The 16,867-nt window shown below is 63.5% G+C and carries 15 protein-coding genes; 4 read left to right on the forward strand and 11 right to left on the reverse strand.

Annotated elements, in window-relative coordinates; all coding sequences use genetic code 11:
- Positions 1-251 (forward strand): IS5/IS1182 family transposase (locus K288_RS0138965; protein ID WP_027584325.1); only part of this gene is annotated, 251 nt, incomplete at its 5' end.
- Between the two features lie 136 nt (positions 252-387).
- Here K288_RS0138965 and K288_RS48010 read toward each other — a convergent pair.
- Entirely contained in the window at positions 388-576 is a 189-nt protein-coding gene (locus K288_RS48010) for a hypothetical protein (protein WP_152535898.1), read from the reverse strand.
- Between the two features lie 246 nt (positions 577-822).
- Between K288_RS48010 and dapA the strand changes: the two genes are divergently transcribed.
- Positions 823-1,782: a 4-hydroxy-tetrahydrodipicolinate synthase gene (dapA, locus tag K288_RS48015; RefSeq protein WP_064737397.1), complete on the forward strand. Its 960-nt coding sequence runs from the start codon at positions 823-825 to the stop codon at positions 1,780-1,782.
- 37 nt (positions 1,783-1,819) lie between these two features.
- Here dapA and K288_RS0138980 read toward each other — a convergent pair whose 3' ends face one another.
- From K288_RS0138980 to mobB, 9 genes are all read right to left on the reverse strand, one after another.
- Positions 1,820-2,248, reverse strand: coding sequence for a universal stress protein (locus tag K288_RS0138980; RefSeq protein ID WP_027584326.1), 429 nt, complete (start codon positions 2,246-2,248; stop codon positions 1,820-1,822).
- Between the two features lie 613 nt (positions 2,249-2,861).
- The gene (corA, locus tag K288_RS0138990) at positions 2,862-3,914 is read right to left on the reverse strand and encodes a magnesium/cobalt transporter CorA (protein ID WP_084800048.1); all 1,053 of its coding nucleotides are present in this window, start codon (positions 3,912-3,914) and stop codon (positions 2,862-2,864) included.
- Positions 3,915-4,058: 144 nt separating this feature from the next.
- Positions 4,059-6,824: a formate dehydrogenase subunit alpha gene (gene fdhF / locus K288_RS0138995; protein ID WP_027584328.1), complete on the reverse strand. Its 2,766-nt coding sequence runs from the start codon at positions 6,822-6,824 to the stop codon at positions 4,059-4,061.
- Entirely contained in the window at positions 6,821-8,527 is a 1,707-nt protein-coding gene (locus K288_RS0139000; protein ID WP_027584329.1) for an NADH-ubiquinone oxidoreductase-F iron-sulfur binding region domain-containing protein, read from the reverse strand. The genes fdhF and K288_RS0139000 overlap by 4 nt, the downstream gene beginning before the upstream one ends.
- Before the next feature lie 147 nt (positions 8,528-8,674).
- Positions 8,675-8,950 (reverse strand): hypothetical protein, encoded by a 276-nt coding sequence (locus K288_RS0139005; protein ID WP_027584330.1) that lies wholly within the window; start codon positions 8,948-8,950, stop codon positions 8,675-8,677.
- 87 nt (positions 8,951-9,037) lie between these two features.
- On the reverse strand, positions 9,038-10,693 hold the full coding sequence (locus K288_RS0139010; protein WP_027584331.1) for an OFA family MFS transporter: 1,656 nt from the start codon (positions 10,691-10,693) through the stop codon (positions 9,038-9,040).
- Positions 10,694-11,038: 345 nt separating this feature from the next.
- On the reverse strand, positions 11,039-11,311 hold the full coding sequence (locus K288_RS0139015) for a sulfurtransferase TusA family protein (protein ID WP_027584332.1): 273 nt from the start codon (positions 11,309-11,311) through the stop codon (positions 11,039-11,041).
- A gap of 52 nt (positions 11,312-11,363) precedes the next feature.
- Complete coding sequence (glp, locus tag K288_RS0139020; protein WP_027584333.1) at positions 11,364-12,617, reverse strand: gephyrin-like molybdotransferase Glp; 1,254 nt, start codon at positions 12,615-12,617, stop codon at positions 11,364-11,366.
- Positions 12,618-13,139, reverse strand: a complete 522-nt coding sequence (mobB, locus tag K288_RS0139025) for a molybdopterin-guanine dinucleotide biosynthesis protein B (RefSeq protein WP_027584334.1) — start codon at positions 13,137-13,139, stop codon at positions 12,618-12,620.
- A 311-nt stretch (positions 13,140-13,450) separates the two neighbouring features.
- On the opposite strand from mobB, the gene K288_RS0139030 reads away from it, so the two are divergent.
- Entirely contained in the window at positions 13,451-14,341 is an 891-nt protein-coding gene (locus K288_RS0139030; protein ID WP_027584335.1) for a formate dehydrogenase accessory sulfurtransferase FdhD, read from the forward strand.
- Positions 14,342-14,512: 171 nt separating this feature from the next.
- On the forward strand, positions 14,513-15,142 hold the full coding sequence (gene mobA / locus K288_RS0139035) for a molybdenum cofactor guanylyltransferase MobA (protein ID WP_043161886.1): 630 nt from the start codon (positions 14,513-14,515) through the stop codon (positions 15,140-15,142).
- Between the two features lie 168 nt (positions 15,143-15,310).
- On the opposite strand, the gene clcA is transcribed toward mobA, so the two are convergent.
- Positions 15,311-16,639 (reverse strand): H(+)/Cl(-) exchange transporter ClcA, encoded by a 1,329-nt coding sequence (gene clcA, locus K288_RS0139040; RefSeq protein WP_084800049.1) that lies wholly within the window; start codon positions 16,637-16,639, stop codon positions 15,311-15,313.
- Between the last annotated feature and the right edge of the window lie 228 nt (positions 16,640-16,867).

The following is a 16,867-nucleotide window of genomic DNA, read 5'->3' on the forward strand; positions in this document are numbered from 1 at the left end:
ATACGGCCTATGACGCCGATCACTTGCGCCAAGCCATCGCCGCCAAGGGAGCGCTGGCCGTCATCCCCAACAACCCGTCACGTGCGCTCAAATATCCGCTCGACAAGCATCTCTATGCCCAGCGTCATCTCGTGGAATGCTGCTTCTCAAAACTCAAGCAGTTCCGTCGCGTCGCAACCCGCTTCGAAAAGACCGCCCGAAATTACCACGCTGTTGTCACCCTCGCAGCCATCGTCTTATGGCTGAGATAAGTGTCCACACCACCTAGAGGAGAGTTAGTTAGATCTGCCCATCGGCGAGTTCACCTCTCCCGCTTGCGGGAGAGGTCGCTGCGCTCGAAAGAGCACAGCGGGTGAGGGCTCTCTCCCCACACGAGGACTTATCTCGTCATATTCTGCGGCCCCCTTTCACACGGCCCGATGGATGCTTCGCATGCCATTTCGGCCCGGGACCGCGCATATAGTGGTCTTCCGGTCGGTATTTCTTTCGCGGTCCGTACCAGGACGGAAACAGGAAGGCCAGCAGCGCGCCGACCGCATTGCGCAGGAGCGAAGCTTTCAGTGACGTCGTTGCCATGGGACGGCCCATTGATCTGCCGCGATTGTCGCGGACAAGGATGCGCGAGCGGTGCATAGGAAATCGAGCCGGCGGCCCGTTCCCAAGTATAGGCGCGGCATAAATGCAGGCCGTCGAGCTCTGGCCATTCGATTCGACCACGCTGCGTGGCCTTATACGCTCCTTATGAGATCGCCGGCTTTCCCGCATCGAATTCATATCCGTCCGCGAAAATATTGAACGCGTCATTTCTTTCAGGAAATAACCATGAAACCAGACTGGCTGACGGGCTACGTCCCTGACCTTCCGACACCGTTCGATGAGGATGGCGAGGTTGATTTCGACGCCTTTGCGCGGCTATGCGAGCGTCAGATCGTATCCGGCGCCACCGCGATCGTGGTCGGCGAGACCACGGGCGAAGCGCCGACCCTGACGACGGGAGAGAAGGCTGGCCTTGTTCGCCGCGCCGTCGAAGTCGCGCACGGCCGTGTCCGCGTCGTCGCTGGCGCCGGGTCCAACGCAACGGATCGCGCGGTCGAACTGACGCGGCAGGCGGAAGCCGCCGGTGCCGATGCCGTGCTCTCCGTGGTCCCCTACTACAACAAGCCGATGCAGTCCGGACTCCACGCGCATTTCCGTGCGGTTGCGGAGGCGACCGGGCTTCCGGTCATCCTGCATGACGTTCCCTCGCGCACGCTTCGCGAACTCTCCGACACAACGCTTAATCGCCTCGCTGAATCCGAGCAGTTCATCGGCTTGCGCGACAGCAGCGGCGATCTCGGACGCCTAGTCCGCATACGCACGTCGCTGCCGCCGCATTTCCGCTTGCTGTCAGGCGATGATTTGACCGCGCTGCCGTTCATGGCCGCCGGCGGTCACGGTTGCATCTCCGTGGTGGCGAACCTCGTGCCGGAATTGTGCCACGCAGTTTTTGCAAGCCTCAAGGAAGGACGGCCGCAATCGTCCAGGTATCTGTTCAACCGCATGGTCCCGATTGCCGAGCTGCTCGCCGCCGAGCATCCGGCGGCGCTGAAATACGCGCTGTCGCTGCTTGGGCTGATCCGGCCGACTACACGCCTGCCGATCGTTCAGTTGAACGACGCCGCCAAGGCCGAGGTCACGAAGGCAATCGCCGAACTCGGCGATGAAGAATGGTCCGACATGGAGGAGCTTTGCCCGCTAGCCGGGCGCGCCACTAGCGAACGAAGCGACCTAAGTATTGTGTAGCGAAGTTTGAATCATGGGTAGACGTCGGTCTGCACATTCACTGGCAAACCAGTACGGGGATTTTCGCGTGCGTCAGCACCTTGTTTGTCACACTGCCGATGAGAAACGCGGAAAGCCCGCTGCGTCCATGCGATGACATAACAATGAGATCGCAGCCCTTGTCCTCGGCTGCTGCGATGATGGCTTGATGGGGTTGCCCGTTCTCGACTTGAGTCGTCTTGCACAAAATACCAACCTCTTTGGCCGCGTTTGCCGCGCGCTCCAACGCGCTCGCGGCCTGTTCCTTGCGCAGCTCAGCATATGTTGCGACTGCTTCGAGGAACCGCCCGGTCATTTCCGAAAACGGTTCCACAACGAAGATTACGGATACCTTGGCTCCAAGGGATTTCGCCAGCGCCAACCCCTGCGCCACCCCGTGTTCCGCTAGCTCCGACCCGTCTGTCGGAATGAGAATGTGCCGATACATGCTTCACCTCCCGATTGTCTGGACGTATCGCCCACCAAATGCAGGCTGGGCCCGCGTTTCGGAGACAGTCTTGAGATAAATCAATCTATCGGCCATTTCGCTGCTGCGCAGCAACCATCTCGCTTTGGAGCAAAGCGGACTCCGCAGGCGCCGCTCAATAGTCCCACTTCTCGGAGAGAATGTGCGGCCGCTGCAGCGTTCTCAGCGAATTGTCCCTGTGGTCGGGGATATACTGCTCTGCCCAATGGTCGCGATAGCTCGCGCGGAAAAGCAGTTCATTCCGCAGCCGATGCATTTTGCCAGCGGTGATCCGGCGGTGGACTATCCGCAGCAGCGCCCTCGAAGTTCGAAGCACGAGCTCAACAAGAGAACGATCGCCGCTGGACCGCTTCCGCTGCCTGTCCTGGAGCGAATAGGATAGTGCCATGTCCCACCTTCCAGACCCGGCGCAACCGGGCGCCTAACACTGCAAGATGCGGAGGAGCGCGTAGGAAGTCGAGATGGCCTGCCGTCGTCCCACATAGGCAAGGTATAAAGGCAGTTGCAAAGCCGGTTCCTCTGCCGGCAGCAGCGCTGCGCCGTCGCGCCCATCAGAGGGATGTGCTCAAGCCTTTCATAGCCAGCCGGACTTCCGAAAACGCGCATAGAGCAGCGCGCAGGCGCCGAAGATCGCGGCGAGAACGAAATAGTAGCCGTAAGTCCATTTGAGCTCCGGCATGTGCTCGAAGTTCATGCCGTAGATTCCGGCAACGGCGGTCGGCACCGCCAATATCGCGGCCCAGGCCGTCAGCCGCCGGGCAATCTCGGTCTGCTGCGACTGTCCCGCCATCATGCTTGCTTCGAAAGCGAACGCGAGAATTTCGCGAAGCGAGTCGATGTCCTCCTGCGCCCTTTTTGCGTGATCCAGGACATCGCGAAAGAGTGGCTTCATCGCCGCGTCGAGGGCGATCACGTCCATGTGCTCCAGCCTGCGGCAGACATCGACCACCGGCCCTACGGCGCGTCGCAGCTGCAGGAGATCGCGCCGGAGCCTGTAGAGCCGATCGAACTGGAGCTTCACGTGTGACCTGCGAAGCACCGACTCCTCCAGGGCTTCGACTTCAGCCTGGATCGCTTCGATCACCGGCGAGTAGTTGTCGACGATAAAGTCGAGGATTGCATAGAGAATGTAGTCTTCGCCCTGCGCCAACGAGTCGGTGCAGGTCTCGCAGCGCTCGCGCACGGCGGCATAGGAGGTCGACGCTCCGTGACGGACCGAGACCACGTAGCCCTTCCCGACGAATATGTGGGTTTCGCCAAAGGCGATATGACCGTCGATCATTTGCGCGGTTCTCGCGACAACGAACAGCGCGCCACCATATTGCTCGACCTTGGGGTGCTGGTGAGCTTTCGATGCGTCTTCGATCGCGAGGGGATGCAGGTCGAGCTGGACTTGAATTCGCTCCAACAGCTCGGCACTCGGCTCGAGCAAGCCGATCCAGACGACGTGGCCAGGCCTCCTCGACCACTCGCCGGCTTCCTCGATGGCAATGTCCGTGACGCGGCGACCGTTCGCATAGACGCTGGAAGCAACGACCCCGGGCTGATCGATCCGCGGACGCGCTTGATGCCCGGACGCCCACTGGCGTGGCCTCTGGAATTCCGGGTCCTTTTCGTTTGCCAGCATCGGATGCCCCCTGCGCCCTGACCGATCAACGGCCAGTGGTGCCGGAAGTTCCCAGACGCGCGATCGCCTCGATGCTTATACGACGGACATGAGCCAGAACGATTGTCCGAGCCGATATCGCGAAAGCTTTGCGCCAGCCCCTGCCTACTCCGCGGCCGAGCGGAATTCGGCCTTTTCCGCGCGCACGGCGCAGAACTTGAATTCCGGAATCTTGCCGAACGGATCGAGCGCGGGATTGGTCAGGAGGTTGGCCGCCGCCTCCGCGTAGCAGAACGGCATGAACACCATGTTCTCCGGCACGTCGCTATCGGAGCGCACCTTCACCTCGACGGCGCCGCGGCGCGTCTGAAGCCGGATGAAATCGCCGGGCCAGAGCTGCATGCGCCGCATGTCCTTCGGCGACATGAAGGCGACCGCCTCCGGCTCGATCTGGTCCAGCACGGATGCGCGCCGGGTCATCGATCCCGTATGCCAGTGCTCCAGCACGCGGCCGGTCGAGAGCACCATCGGATATTCGGCGTCGGGCAGTTCATCCGGCGGAATGACATGCGCCGGCACGATCTTGCCGCGGCCGTTCGCGGTCGGGAAGCCGGTGGTGAAGATGATCTCGTTGCCGGGCTTGTGCGGGTCGTCGACCGGATAGGTCACCGCGCCCTCGCGCACCAGGCGTTCCCAGGTGATGTTCTTCAGCGAAGGCATCAGCTCGGTCATCTCGGCGAAGACATCGGCCGGACCGCTGTAATTCCACGGCAGGCCCATGCGCTTTCCGATCTCCTGGATGATCCAGAGATCCTGCCGCGCATCGCCCGGCGGCTTGATGACTTCGCGGGCGAGCTGCACGCGGCGGTCGGTATTGGTGAAGGTGCCGGACTTCTCCGCAAAGGCGGATGCCGGCAGGATCACGTCGGCATGGAACGCGGTCTCGGTGACGAAGAGATCCTGCACCACGAGATGATCGAGCATGGCAAGCGCTTCCCGCGCATGCTGCAGATCGGGATCGGACATCGCGGGGTTTTCACCCTCGATATACATCCCGTGGATCTCGCCGGCATGGATCGCATTCATGATCTCGACCACGGTGAGTCCGCGGACCGGGTCGAGGCTCTTCTGCCAGAGTTCCTCGAACTTGCCGCGCAGGTCGACGCGGCCGACCGGCTGGTAGTCCGGCAGGAACATCGGGATCAGGCCCGCGTCGGACGCGCCCTGCACGTTGTTCTGGCCGCGCAGCGGATGCAGGCCGGTGCCGGGACGGCCGACCTGGCCGGTGATCAGCGCCAGCGCGATCAGGCAGCGTGCATTGTCGGTGCCATGGACATGCTGGCTGATGCCCATGCCCCAGAAGATGATCGCGGACTTTGCACGGGCATAGAGCCGTGCCACCTCGCGCAAGGTCTCGGCCGGGATGCCGCAGATCGGCTCCATCTTTTCCGGCGTGAAGTCCACGATCTTGGCCTTCAGCTCGTCAAAGCCTTCGGTGTAGCCGGCGATGTACTGATCGTCGGTCAGGCCTTCGGTGATGATCGTGTTGATCATCGCGTTCAGCATCGCGACGTCGCTTCCCGGCTTGAAGGCGAGATGCTTATCGGCATGGCGCGACAGCGTCTGCTTGCGCGGATCCATCACGATCAATTTCGCGCCGCGTTTGGCCGCGTTCTTGATGTAGGTCGCAGCCACCGGATGATTCACGGTGGGGTTGGCGCCGATCACAATGATCACCTCGGCATCCATCGCAGCGGAGAACGGCGCCGACACTGCACCGGAATTCAATCCCTCCGTCAGCGCTGCCACCGAGGAGGCGTGGCACAGCCGCGTGCAGTGGTCGACATTGTTGGAGCCGAAGCCGGTGCGCACCAGCTTCTGGAACAGATAGGCTTCCTCGTTCGATCCTTTGGCCGAACCGAAGCCGGCGAGCGCTTTCACGCCCTTCTCGTCGCGGATCTTGACGAGGCCGCGCGCGGCGATATCGAGCGCCTCTTCCCAGCTCGCCTCGCGGAAATGCGTGAACGGGTTGGCCGGATCGACCTGGTCGTTGGCGTCCTTCCTGGCGTTCGGCAGCCGCACCAGCGGTTTTGTCAGGCGATGCGGATGGTGGATATAGTCGAAGCCGAAGCGACCCTTGACGCAGAGCCGGTTGTGGTTGGCCGGACCGTCGCGGCCTTCCGCATAGATCACCTTCTCGTCCTTGACCTGATAGGTGACCTGGCAGCCGACGCCACAGAACGGGCAAAGCGAATCCACCTTGCGATCGGGATAGGTGACGCGGGTCTGCTTCTCGTCCAGCATCACGGCGGGCATCAGCGCGCCGGTCGGGCAGGCCTGCACGCATTCGCCGCAGGCGACGCAGGTGGACTCGCCCATCGGATCGTCGAAGTCGAACACGATCTTGGCGTCGGCATTGCGATAGGCCATGCCGATGACGTCGTTGACCTGAACCTCGCGGCAGGCGCGCACGCACAGCCCGCACTGGATGCAGGCGTCGAGATTGACGCGCATCGCCGGATGGCTGGCATCGGCGTCCCAACGCTCCGCCGCCGGGAAGCGGCTCTCGGTGACGCCGGTCTTCTCTGCCCAGTGCCAGAATTTCGAATCGGGATCGTGCGAGGTCTCGCGCGCCGGCTGGTCGGCGACCAGGAGTTCCATCACCATCTTCTGCGCGGCGACGGCGCGGCTGGAGGCCGTCTTCACCTTCATGCCGACGGAAGGCGTGCGCTTGCAGGAGGCGGCGAGCACGCGCTCGCCTTCGATCTCGACCATGCAGGCACGGCAATTGCCGTCGGGGCGGTAGTCCGGCGCCGGCGAATAGCAGAGGTGCGGGATCTCCTGTCCCTGGCGCTTTGCCACCTGCCAGATGGTCTCGCCCGCCTTGGCCTCGACCTGTTTGCCGTCGAGTTCGAACTGGATCGTCGTCATTCCGCAGCTTCCTTGAACTCGTCGGGGAAGTATTTAATCACGGAGGTTAGGGGATTCGAGGCGGCCTGGCCGAGGCCGCAGATCGACGCATCGCGCATCGCCTGGCTCAGTTCCTCGAGCAGCGCCCGGTTCCACACGGGACGTTCCATCAGTTGCGCCGCCTTCTGCGTGCCGACACGGCACGGCGTGCATTGCCCGCAACTCTCATCCTCGAAGAAGCGCATCAAATTGAGCGCCGCCGCTTTTACGCTGTCATGCTGTGACAGGATCACGATCGCGGCCGAGCCGATGAAGCAGCCGTATTTTTCCAGCGTGCCGAAATCGAGCGGGATGTCGTCCATGGCCGCCGGCAGGATGCCGCCGGAGGCGCCGCCCGGCAGATAGGCGTGGAGCGTGTGGCCCTGGGCCATGCCGCCGCAATATTCGTCGATCAGCTCGTGCACCGTGATGCCGGCCGGCGCCAGCTTCACGCCGGGATTCTTCACGCGGCCCGAGACGGAGAAGCTGCGCAGGCCTTGACGGTCGTTGCGGCCGTGGCTCTTCCACCAGTCGGCGCCCTTGTCGACGATGTCGCGCACCCACCACAATGTCTCGACATTGTTGATCAGTGTCGGCAGGCCGAACAGCCCGACCTGGAACGGATAAGGCGGCTTGTGCCGCGGCAATCCGCGCTTGCCCTCGATGCTCTCGAGCAGCGAGGATTCTTCGCCGCAGATGTAGGCGCCGGCGCCGCGGCGCAGATGCAGGCGCGGACCGCCCGCCGGAAGCTTCGCGATCTCGCGCGCCAGGATTTCGCGCACCGCCGGATATTCGTCACGGATGTAGACGTAGACGTCGGCCGCTTCGACCACATGCGCGCCGATCAGCGTGCCCTCGATGAAGCGATGCGGATCGGTCTCGAGGTAGTAGCGATCCTTGATCGTGCCGGGCTCGCCCTCGTCGCCATTGACCGCCATCAGCCGGGGCCCGGGCTCGCCGAGCACCGCGCGCCATTTGCGTCCCGTGGGGAATCCCGCGCCGCCGAGCCCGCGCAGCGAGGCATCATCGAGCGCCTTCAGGATCTCGTCGTTCGACATTTCGCCCGCGCGCAGGCGGTTGAGTAATCGGTAGCCACCGGCGGCAACGTAGGCGTCGTAGCCGATATAGTCCGGCAGATGCGCATGCGTATCGTCGGCTTTCGCTGTCGCCAGCACGTCGGCGACGGTGGCGTGATCGACGAAGTTGTGGCCGACTTCCGCGACCGGTGCGGTGTCGCAGCGGCCGACGCAGGGCGCGCGCACCACGCGGATGCCTGGACCAGCGCTGTCCTGCAATTCCTGCAGCAGCCTTTCGCCGCCGAGCATCGCGCAGGTGAGCGAATCGCAGACGCGGATCGTGAGTGGCGCGATATCCGGCTGGCCTTCCTTCACCACGTCGAAATGCGCGTAGAAGGTCGCGGTCTCGAACACTTCCGCGAACGACAGTCTCATCTCGTCAGCCAGCGCGGCAAGATGTGCGGCGGAGATCTGGTGGTACTTGTCCTGGATCAGGTGCAGGAACTCGATCAACAGATCGCGCCGCCGCGGCCGGTCGCCGAGCAACTGCTCGACCTCATGCGCGGCCATCGGATCGATCTGGCGTCCCTTCGGCGTCGCCTTGGCCTTGCGGCGCCCGGCACCAGGATGCTCGAACGCGCGAACCTCGTGCACGTCATGGACAGTCATTGAAACATCCCATTTTACCACTCTTTAGATCGACTCTAATCTCTGGCATGCCAGATGCCAAGAGAAAATTATCGCGTCTCGAGAAGCATTTAAGGGGCATGTCGCCGCACATGCCCGCTGCCCCCGTTCCCAGCTGAAAACCCGTCCTCACGTCTTGCCCATGCATTCCTCGATGTAGAACCAGCGGTCATCGCCCGCCAATCCCTTGGCCTTGACCTCCTGACGGCAGGACTTCAGCTTGCCCTTGTTGGCGCTCCATTTGGCCTTCATGTCCTTCAGCTTCTGCCCGGTCAGCTTCATCCTTGACGGCTTCGCCTCGCTCGAAGCGGCGGGCGCGGAAGGCGCGGTGGTTTGGGCCGAAGCCGCGGTCAGTACGCCCATAATCAACAGCGCGGCGGCAACGCCAGTTCCGATACGAAACATCGAGAAAATTCCTTTGTTCTATTCGTTGAATTGAATCGACGGCAAAAGGCGCCGCGGGCGAAAACATTGCCCGCGGCGCCGGCTCCCTCAGAAGATCTTGACCGCGCTCTCCAGCGTCTTCCAGACGCCCCAGGCGAGCGGAATGCCGACAAAGGCCCAAAACAGCGCGGCCTTGGCATCCAGCCCGCCGAACCCAATGCCGTAGGATCCATGCGGACCCGCCGCATCCGCGCTCGCGCTTGCCGCCTGCAGTTTTGCAACCTCGGCATCGCTCATATGCCACTTCGCATCGACCGGCTTGACCAGGTAGTTGCAGATCAGGCCCGCGATCAGCATGGCGCAGAGGATGTACATCGTGGTGTTGTAGAGCTGGTCGCGCGGAACGCCGGCAGCCAGCTGGAACTCGCGGATGTAGTTCACCACGACCGGGCCGATGATGCCGGCGGTCGACCATGCCGTCAGCAGCCGGCCGTGAATGGCGCCGACGAACTGCGTTCCGAACATGTCGGCGAGATAGGCCGGCACGGTCGCAAAGCCGCCGCCATACATCGACAGGATGATGCCGAAGCCGACCACGAACAGCAGTTTCGAGCCCATCGCCGCGAAGGTCGGCGCCAGCGCATAGAGCGCGATGCCGAGCAGGAAGAACGTATAGTAGGTGTTCTTGCGCCCGATCTTGTCCGACAGCGAGGCCCAGAAGAAGCGGCCGCCGATGTTGAACAGCGACAACAGCCCGGCGAAGCCCGCCGCGATGCCGGCGATTTGCGCCTTCTGCGACGCATCGAGCTGATTGAAGCCGACGTCGGGCAATCCGATCAACTTGCCGGCGAAGATCTCCTGCAGCATCGGCGAGGCCATGCCGATCACGCCGATGCCCGCTGAGACGTTGAGGCACAGCACCCACCAGATCAGCCAGAACTGCGGCGTCTTGTGCGCGTCGTCGAGATGGACGTTCTTGGTCGAGATCATCGCATTGGCCTTGACCGGCGGCTTCCAGCCCTCGGGCTGCCAGCCTGTCGGCGGGATGCGATAGCGGAAGGCGCCGATCATCATGAACACGAAATAGATCACGCCCATGGTGAGGAAGGTTTCCCAGACGCCGACCGAGGTCGGGGTCTTGAAATAGTTCATCAGGAGGTTTGCGAGCGGCGCGCCGATCATGGCGCCGCCGCCGAAACCCATGATCGCCATGCCGGTCGCCATGCCGCGGCGATCGGGAAACCATTTCACCAGCGTCGACACCGGTGAGATGTAGCCGAGACCGAGACCGACGCCGCCGATGACACCGGCGCCGAGCCACATCAGCCAGAGCTGATGGACATAGACGCCGAGCGCGCCGATCAGAAGACCGCCGGCCCAGCACAGAGCCGCGACGAATCCGGCCTTGCGCGGACCGACGCGTTCGAGCCAGCCGCCCCAGATCGCAGCGGAGACGCCGAGCAGCACGAAGAACAGCGTGTACATCCACCCGAGGCTCGCCACCTTCCAATCGCAGGTGGTGGTGAACAATTCCTGCCACAGCGACATGTCGGGGCAGGCCTTCGGCGCGCTCAATCCGATCGCGCGCGACAGCGGCAACCAGAACACCGAGAAGCCGTAGGCCATGCCGATGCACAGATGGATGCAGAGTGCGGCCGGCGGCACCAGCCAGCGATTGAAGCCGGCGGTCGCAATCGTCCGCTCCTTGTCGAGAAAACCAAGCCCTGCGCCCGCTACAGTGCCGGTGCTGCTAATCGTCGTCATCCGATCCTCCCTGCGGCCGCTCTTTGATCGAGAGCGCGCTCGCTTTCGTTGATCACACCAACTCGTCGTCGCGGAAACCGGCGCTGCCGCTCCACGACTTCCTTACTACGCGCCAGAGTTCATCAAGCGCTTCGAGAATTCCAAACCCCCGACCCGACACGATATGCCCGGTGACGGCGCCAACCTGATAATGAAGATGTGCCCCCGCCCGGAGTCGCTCGTGCGTAGCCCGAGCGCCATTCCATCTCCGCGACAATGCGGAGGGATTCAATTGGGACAGAACGGCCAAAGCATGTCGATAGGAAAATGGTAGGAGTCAACCAGAGCGATTATTGCAGCGCACGGCTATTGTTGCGATGCGGACGAAGCATCATTGATTTTTTCTATCGCTCCATTCGTCTTCTCGATCAAAAACACGATGCGGCTTTCGCTCCGCTCGGTGATCTCGACCTTGTCGCCGGTCTCGCGGATCAGGTTCGGAATGTCGATCACCGACAATGGATCGGTGCAGTACACTTCGAGAAAATCACCTGGCGCAACCGCCTTCAGTGCCTTGCGCGTCTTCAACGCGGGCAGCGGACATTTGAGGCCGGTGAGATCGAGTTTCGTCGTGGTCATGTTTGTGAACATGGCGAAGCATTCGCATACCGTCAATCGTTACGCAACGGCTTCAGATCAGACTTGCATAGGGCAGGAATCCGACCGTCTGGCCGGGCTCGACGCGCGTGATGGGTTCGCCAAGCTCGACCAGGCCATCGGTGTCGACCAGCGACGACAACAGCCCCGCGCCCTCGCGCGGGAACTTGATGGCTTCGAGCGCGCCATCCGGCGCTGTGCGCAGGTTGACGCGAACATATTCGCGCCGCCCGATCTTCTTCTTGTAGGTAAAGCCGGCGCGGACCGGCATCGGCACCAGCGGCTCCGGTGCGCCGCCAGCCAGCGCCAGAATGGTCGGCCGCACCACGTGAACGAAGGTGACGAAGCTCGCAACGGGATTGCCTGGCAGACCGATGAACGGCGTGCCGCCGATGATGCCCATCGCGACGGGACGCCCCGGCTTGATCGCCATCCGCCACAGCACCAGGCGGCCGACGCTCTCGACGCCGGCCTTGACGTGATCCTCCTCGCCGGTCGAGACGCCGCCGGTGGTGAGGATCAGATCGTGGTGGCCCGCGACGTCCTTCAGCGCGCGTGCGAGGCTCGCAGGCTCGTCGCGCAGAATGCCGAGATCACTGACCTCGCAGCCAAGTCGCCGCAGCATTGCCATCAGCATGAAGCGGTTGGAGTCGAAGAGCTGCGGCGGCGCCCGGCGCTCTCCGGGAGAAACCAGCTCGTCGCCGGTCGAGAACACCGCGACGCGGATCCGCCTGATCACGTCGAGCCTGATAAGGCCGAACGCCGCGGCCAGCGCGATATCCTGCGGCCGCAGCCGCTTTCCAACCTGCAACGCGGCGTGGCCGAGCGGGATGTCCTCGCCGGCCGGCCGCACATTGGCGCCCGGCTTCAGGCCGGCGGGCAGAACGACCTTGTCGCCTTCGACGCGGACATCCTCCTGCATGAACACGGTGTCGGCGCCATCTGGCATCGGCGCGCCCGTGAAAATGCGCACGGCATGACCGGACCCGATCGGCGCATTCGCCGCAGCGCCAGCCTGCACGCGTCCACTGATAGCAAAGGCCTGCTCCGAACCTTCGGGAAGATCGCGGCTTGCCACCGCATAGCCATCGACGGCGGAATTGGTGAAGGGCGGCAGCGGCAATGGCGCAAGGATCTCATTGGCGAGGACGCGCCCGTCGGCCTCCGCAAGCGCCACGGTCTCGATATCGGCGACCGCCGTCACCCGCGTCGCGATCAGGCTCACGGCTTCATCGACCGACATCATCGGCCCGCTGGAGGCAAAGCAATCGTCGGACAGTTGCGCCATTCAGGTCTCGCTCTTCGCCAGGATCTCGTCGACCGTAACAGCGGCACGCTGCATCATGGCGGCAACGGCGGTAACATCATCGAGATGGGCGGTCGGCAGCCGGGTTTCAATCGCCGCATCGGTCGCGATCCCGACAATGCCGGGATCATCCGGGAACAGCAGCGGCTTGTTGTTGGCGGCGCGATGCACCTCGATCTTGCGCAGCGGCTCGCGCTTGAAGCCTTCGACGACCACGAGATCGACGGACGACATCTTGGCGAGCAGCTCGGCCAGCCGCGGCTCGCGGGCGCCGCGCAGCTCATGCATCAGGGCCCAGCGCCGGCTGGAGGAGACCAGCACCTCGGTCGCGCCCGACTGGCGGTGGATCCAGGAATCCTTGCCCGGCACGTCGACATCGAATTCATGATGGGCATGCTTGATCACGGACACGCGCAGGCCCTGTCCCAGCAGGTGTGGAATCACGCGCGACAGCAAGGTGGTCTTGCCGGCGCCGCTCCAGCCTGCGAGTCCGATCACTTTCATCCCATTCTCCGAATGCCCGCCGGAACCGGCTAGCTAGAGCATGACGAGATCAGGTCGAACTGCGTCCGCGATGTGCGCTGCGCTCCCTCTCCCGCTTGCGGGGAAGGGCTGGGGTGGGGGCTCTCTCCACGATTCACGCTGTCCGAGCGTGTGGAGAGAGCCCCCACCCGGCGCTGCGCGCCGACCTCCCCCGCAAGCGGGAGAGGTGAAGTGAACTCGCTTCCGATCCAACCAAATGGCATCATGCCCTAGGCAATGTCGTCTCGTGCTTTATATCGGATAGCAGGGAAAGTCATGCTAACCTGACCGCCATGATGAAGATCGACAAAGCGCCCGTTCCCCTGATCGTCCCCAATCCCGACGACCCGCGCCTGACCGAGCGCGTGACCGGGACCGACCAGACCGGCGCCAGCGTCGAGATCAAGGTGCCGATGGAGCGGCCGCTGACGCTGTACCTGAACGCGCAGGAGATCGTCACCATGATGACGATCGGCGACTACCCGGAATATCTCGCGCTCGGCTATCTCCTCAACCAGAACATGCTCAAATACGACGACGTCGTCACCGAGGTCGAATATGACGACGATCTGCAGGTGGTGGTCGTGCGCACCGAGCACCACACCAATTTCGAGCAGAAATTGAAGAAGCGCACCCAGACCTCGGGCTGCGCCCAGGGCACCGCGTTCGGCGATCTGCTGGAGGCGGTCGAAAGCGTGGCTCTGCCGAAAGCTGAATTGCGCACCTCCTGGCTCTACCAGATGGCGCATGCGATCAACACCATGCCCTCGCTCTATCTCGAAGCCGGTGCGATCCATGGCTGCGTGCTGTGCAAGGAGGGAACGCCGATCTGCTACACCGAGGACGTCGGCCGCCACAACGCCGTCGACAAGATCGCCGGCTGGATCTACCGCCACGGCGTCGATCCCGGCGACAAGATCCTCTACACCACGGGACGGCTGACCTCGGAAATGGTGATCAAGACGGTGCGGATGGGCATTCCGATTCTGGTGTCGCGCTCCGGCTTCACCGCCTGGGGCGTCGAGTTGGCACGGCAGGTCGGCCTGACGCTGGTCGGCCGCACGCGCGGAAAGCGTTTCATCGCGCTGTCAGGCCAGGAGCGTATCGTGTTCGACCAGAACCTCGACTATGTCGAGGAGGAATCGGCCAAGCACAAGCGCAAGGGCGAAGCGCGTGATGACTAGTGGTGTGGGCCAAACTGCATCCACGAACGAGCCGCGCCCCCTCTCCCGCTTGCGGGAGAGGGTTGGGGTGAGGGTGTCTCCGCGGGCGATATCCTCGATGTGGAGAGAGCCCTCACCCGCTGCACTCTTCGAGCGCAGCGACCTCTCCCGCAAGCGGGAGAGGTGAAGCAGATGACATCACCCCATAAAATTCCCGGCGTCCTTTTGGCAGGTGGCCTCGCGCGGCGGATGGGCGGCGGCGACAAGCCGATGCGCACCATCGGCGGCCGCACGATCTTGGACCGCGTCGTCGAACGGCTGGCGCCGCAATGCGACGGCCTGATCCTCAACGCCAACGGCGATCCCGTGCGTTTTGCCGCCTTCGGTTTGCCCGTCATCGCCGACAGCGTCGCCGATTTCCCAGGGCCCCTCGCCGGCATTCTGGCGGCGCTGGACTGGATGGCGGCAAACCGGCCCGACGTATCGCTGGTCCTGAGCGCGGCCGGCGACTGCCCGTTCCTGCCGCGCGACCTGGTCTCACGCCTCCACGACGCGCTGGTGAAGGAAAACGCGCAGCTGGCCGTAGCGGCCTCCGGCGACCAAACGCATCCGGTGATCGGATTGTGGAGCGTGTCACTGCGCGACGAACTCCGCCACGCCCTCGTCGTCGAGGACGTCAGGAAGATCGACCGCTGGACCGCCCGCTACAGGCTCGCCACCGTAAACTGGCCGACCGAGCCGCTCGACCCGTTCTTCAACGCGAACACGGTCGAGGATATCGCGGAGGCCGAAAGGTTAGCGGCGTTGGATGAAAGCTTGTAGGGCGGATTAGCGTCCGCAAGCACCGCCCGCTCCCCAAACTCCGGCGAAGCGTAATCCGCCGTTTCCTCGCGGTGAAGATGGTGGGTTACGCCTTCCACCTTCACGCGCTGAGGCGACGGAGATCGGAGCTCGACTAACCCACCCTACGACGGTGCGTCTCTCGCCTGCTCACTCCCGTCTGATCTGCCGCTCTAGTCGCAGCGTACGTTCGCGCAAGGAATCGTAGATCGGTGGATTGCGCAGCAGCGAGGGCAGCAGCATTGCAACGAAGCAGGCGCCAAGCATGGGCAGCAGCATCGTCACGTTGCCGGTCATCTCGGCGACGAGAACGATGCCGGTGACCGGCGCCCGCACCACGCCTGCGAAGAAGGCAGCCATGCCCACCAACGCAAAAGCATGCGGCTCGATCGCGAGTTCCGGGAATACAAAACGACACGCTGCTCCGAACAGCAGCCCCGACTGGGCTCCCAGCACGAGCAAGGGCGCGAAGAGTCCGCCGGGCGTGGCGGCAGCGTATGAGAGCGCACCCAGCACGAAGCGGATCAGGAATGCGACGGCGACAGTTGCAAGGCTATCCTGGCCGATCAGCGTGCGTTGCGTGATCTGATCTCCGCCGCCGACCAGCTCGGGCGCGAACCAGGCCAATACGCCGACGCTTGCGCCAATCAATCCGGCGCGGACCTCGATCGGTAGCCGCGCGAACCGGTCGCAGGCGGCGATGAACGCAAGCAGCGTGCGGTTATAGGCGACGGCGAGCAGGCCCGCCACGGCCCCAAGAACAAGGAACAGCGGCGCGGATACCGCGCTCGGAGTATTCAGCGGGCCGACCTGGAAGTCGGGCGCGTCGCCGATAAAGAGCCTTGCGACCGGGATCGCGGTCGCCAGCGTCGCAAGGGCGGCGACCGCGACGCGGCGCTCGAATCTGTGCAGCAGCTCCTCGAGGATGAACGCGAGCCCGGCAATCGGCGCGTTGAATGCCGTCGCGAGGCCGGCGCCGGCGCCGGCCGCCAGCAGCACGCGGGCGTCCGCCCAGGAGAGCCGGCCGATGCGCGCGGTGAAGACCGCGATTCCGGCGCCCATCTGCACCGTCGGTCCCTCGCGGCCCAGCGCCAGCCCGGAGCCGATCGCCAGGATTCCGCCGATGAATTTCACCGGCACCAGGCCAAACGGAGCCGGCGGCACCTGACCGTGCAGGACAGCTTCGACATGCGGAATGCCGCTGCCCGACGCGTGCGGCGAGAACCGCCGCACCATCCACGCCGCAAGCAGCGCCGCGCCAGCGCATGCGCCCACGACAATCAGGAATCCCGAAATGCCGTGGTTGTGCGCCCAGGTGATAATCGCATCACGCAAGCGATCGGCCTGCTCGAGCAAGAGGCGGAAGTTCGCCCCAACGAACCCGGTGGCGGCACCAACGACAAGCGCTGCCGCCACCAGGCCCAACAGGCTGCGGGGTTCGTGTGTGACTACTCGCTCATTGTCGGGCTTACGGTCCACGGCTGCCCCGAACTTTCGATATGTTTCAAGGAACGAGTTTGGCCGAAATCGCAGGCGAATTGAAATTGGCAAAAGCGGATTTCCGATTAGGGAAATTTGTTCAACGATTTCAAGCTGATTTGCTCCGTCCAGTCCTCGCACAAAAAACATTCCGCTTCCGTCGTCGGGCAAATCAGTGATTTAACTCCGCGCGTCTCACGGCGGATGAGGGGCGGCTCGCGATCGTCA

The organism is Bradyrhizobium sp. Ai1a-2, assembly GCF_000426245.1.
Taxonomy (GTDB): domain Bacteria; phylum Pseudomonadota; class Alphaproteobacteria; order Rhizobiales; family Xanthobacteraceae; genus Bradyrhizobium.

Excerpts from the sequence above, each read along its gene's own strand:
- K288_RS0138980 (WP_027584326.1), bottom strand. The coding sequence starts at position 2,248 with ATGTATCGGCACATTCTCATTCCGACAGACGGGTCGGAGCTAGCGGAA.
- dapA (WP_064737397.1), top strand. The coding sequence starts at position 823 with ATGAAACCAGACTGGCTGACGGGCTACGTCCCTGACCTTCCGACACCG.
- fdhF (WP_027584328.1), bottom strand. The coding sequence starts at position 6,824 with ATGACGACGATCCAGTTCGAACTCGACGGCAAACAGGTCGAGGCCAAG.
- mobA (WP_043161886.1), top strand. The coding sequence starts at position 14,513 with ATGACATCACCCCATAAAATTCCCGGCGTCCTTTTGGCAGGTGGCCTC.
- K288_RS0139000 (WP_027584329.1), bottom strand. The coding sequence starts at position 8,527 with ATGACTGTCCATGACGTGCACGAGGTTCGCGCGTTCGAGCATCCTGGT.
- K288_RS0139015 (WP_027584332.1), bottom strand. The coding sequence starts at position 11,311 with ATGACCACGACGAAACTCGATCTCACCGGCCTCAAATGTCCGCTGCCC.
- K288_RS48010 (WP_152535898.1), bottom strand. The coding sequence starts at position 576 with ATGGCAACGACGTCACTGAAAGCTTCGCTCCTGCGCAATGCGGTCGGC.
- mobB (WP_027584334.1), bottom strand. The coding sequence starts at position 13,139 with ATGAAAGTGATCGGACTCGCAGGCTGGAGCGGCGCCGGCAAGACCACC.
- glp (WP_027584333.1), bottom strand. The coding sequence starts at position 12,617 with ATGGCGCAACTGTCCGACGATTGCTTTGCCTCCAGCGGGCCGATGATG.
- corA (WP_084800048.1), bottom strand. The coding sequence starts at position 3,914 with ATGCTGGCAAACGAAAAGGACCCGGAATTCCAGAGGCCACGCCAGTGG.
- K288_RS0139010 (WP_027584331.1), bottom strand. The coding sequence starts at position 10,693 with ATGACGACGATTAGCAGCACCGGCACTGTAGCGGGCGCAGGGCTTGGT.
- K288_RS0139030 (WP_027584335.1), top strand. The coding sequence starts at position 13,451 with ATGATGAAGATCGACAAAGCGCCCGTTCCCCTGATCGTCCCCAATCCC.
- K288_RS0139005 (WP_027584330.1), bottom strand. The coding sequence starts at position 8,950 with ATGTTTCGTATCGGAACTGGCGTTGCCGCCGCGCTGTTGATTATGGGC.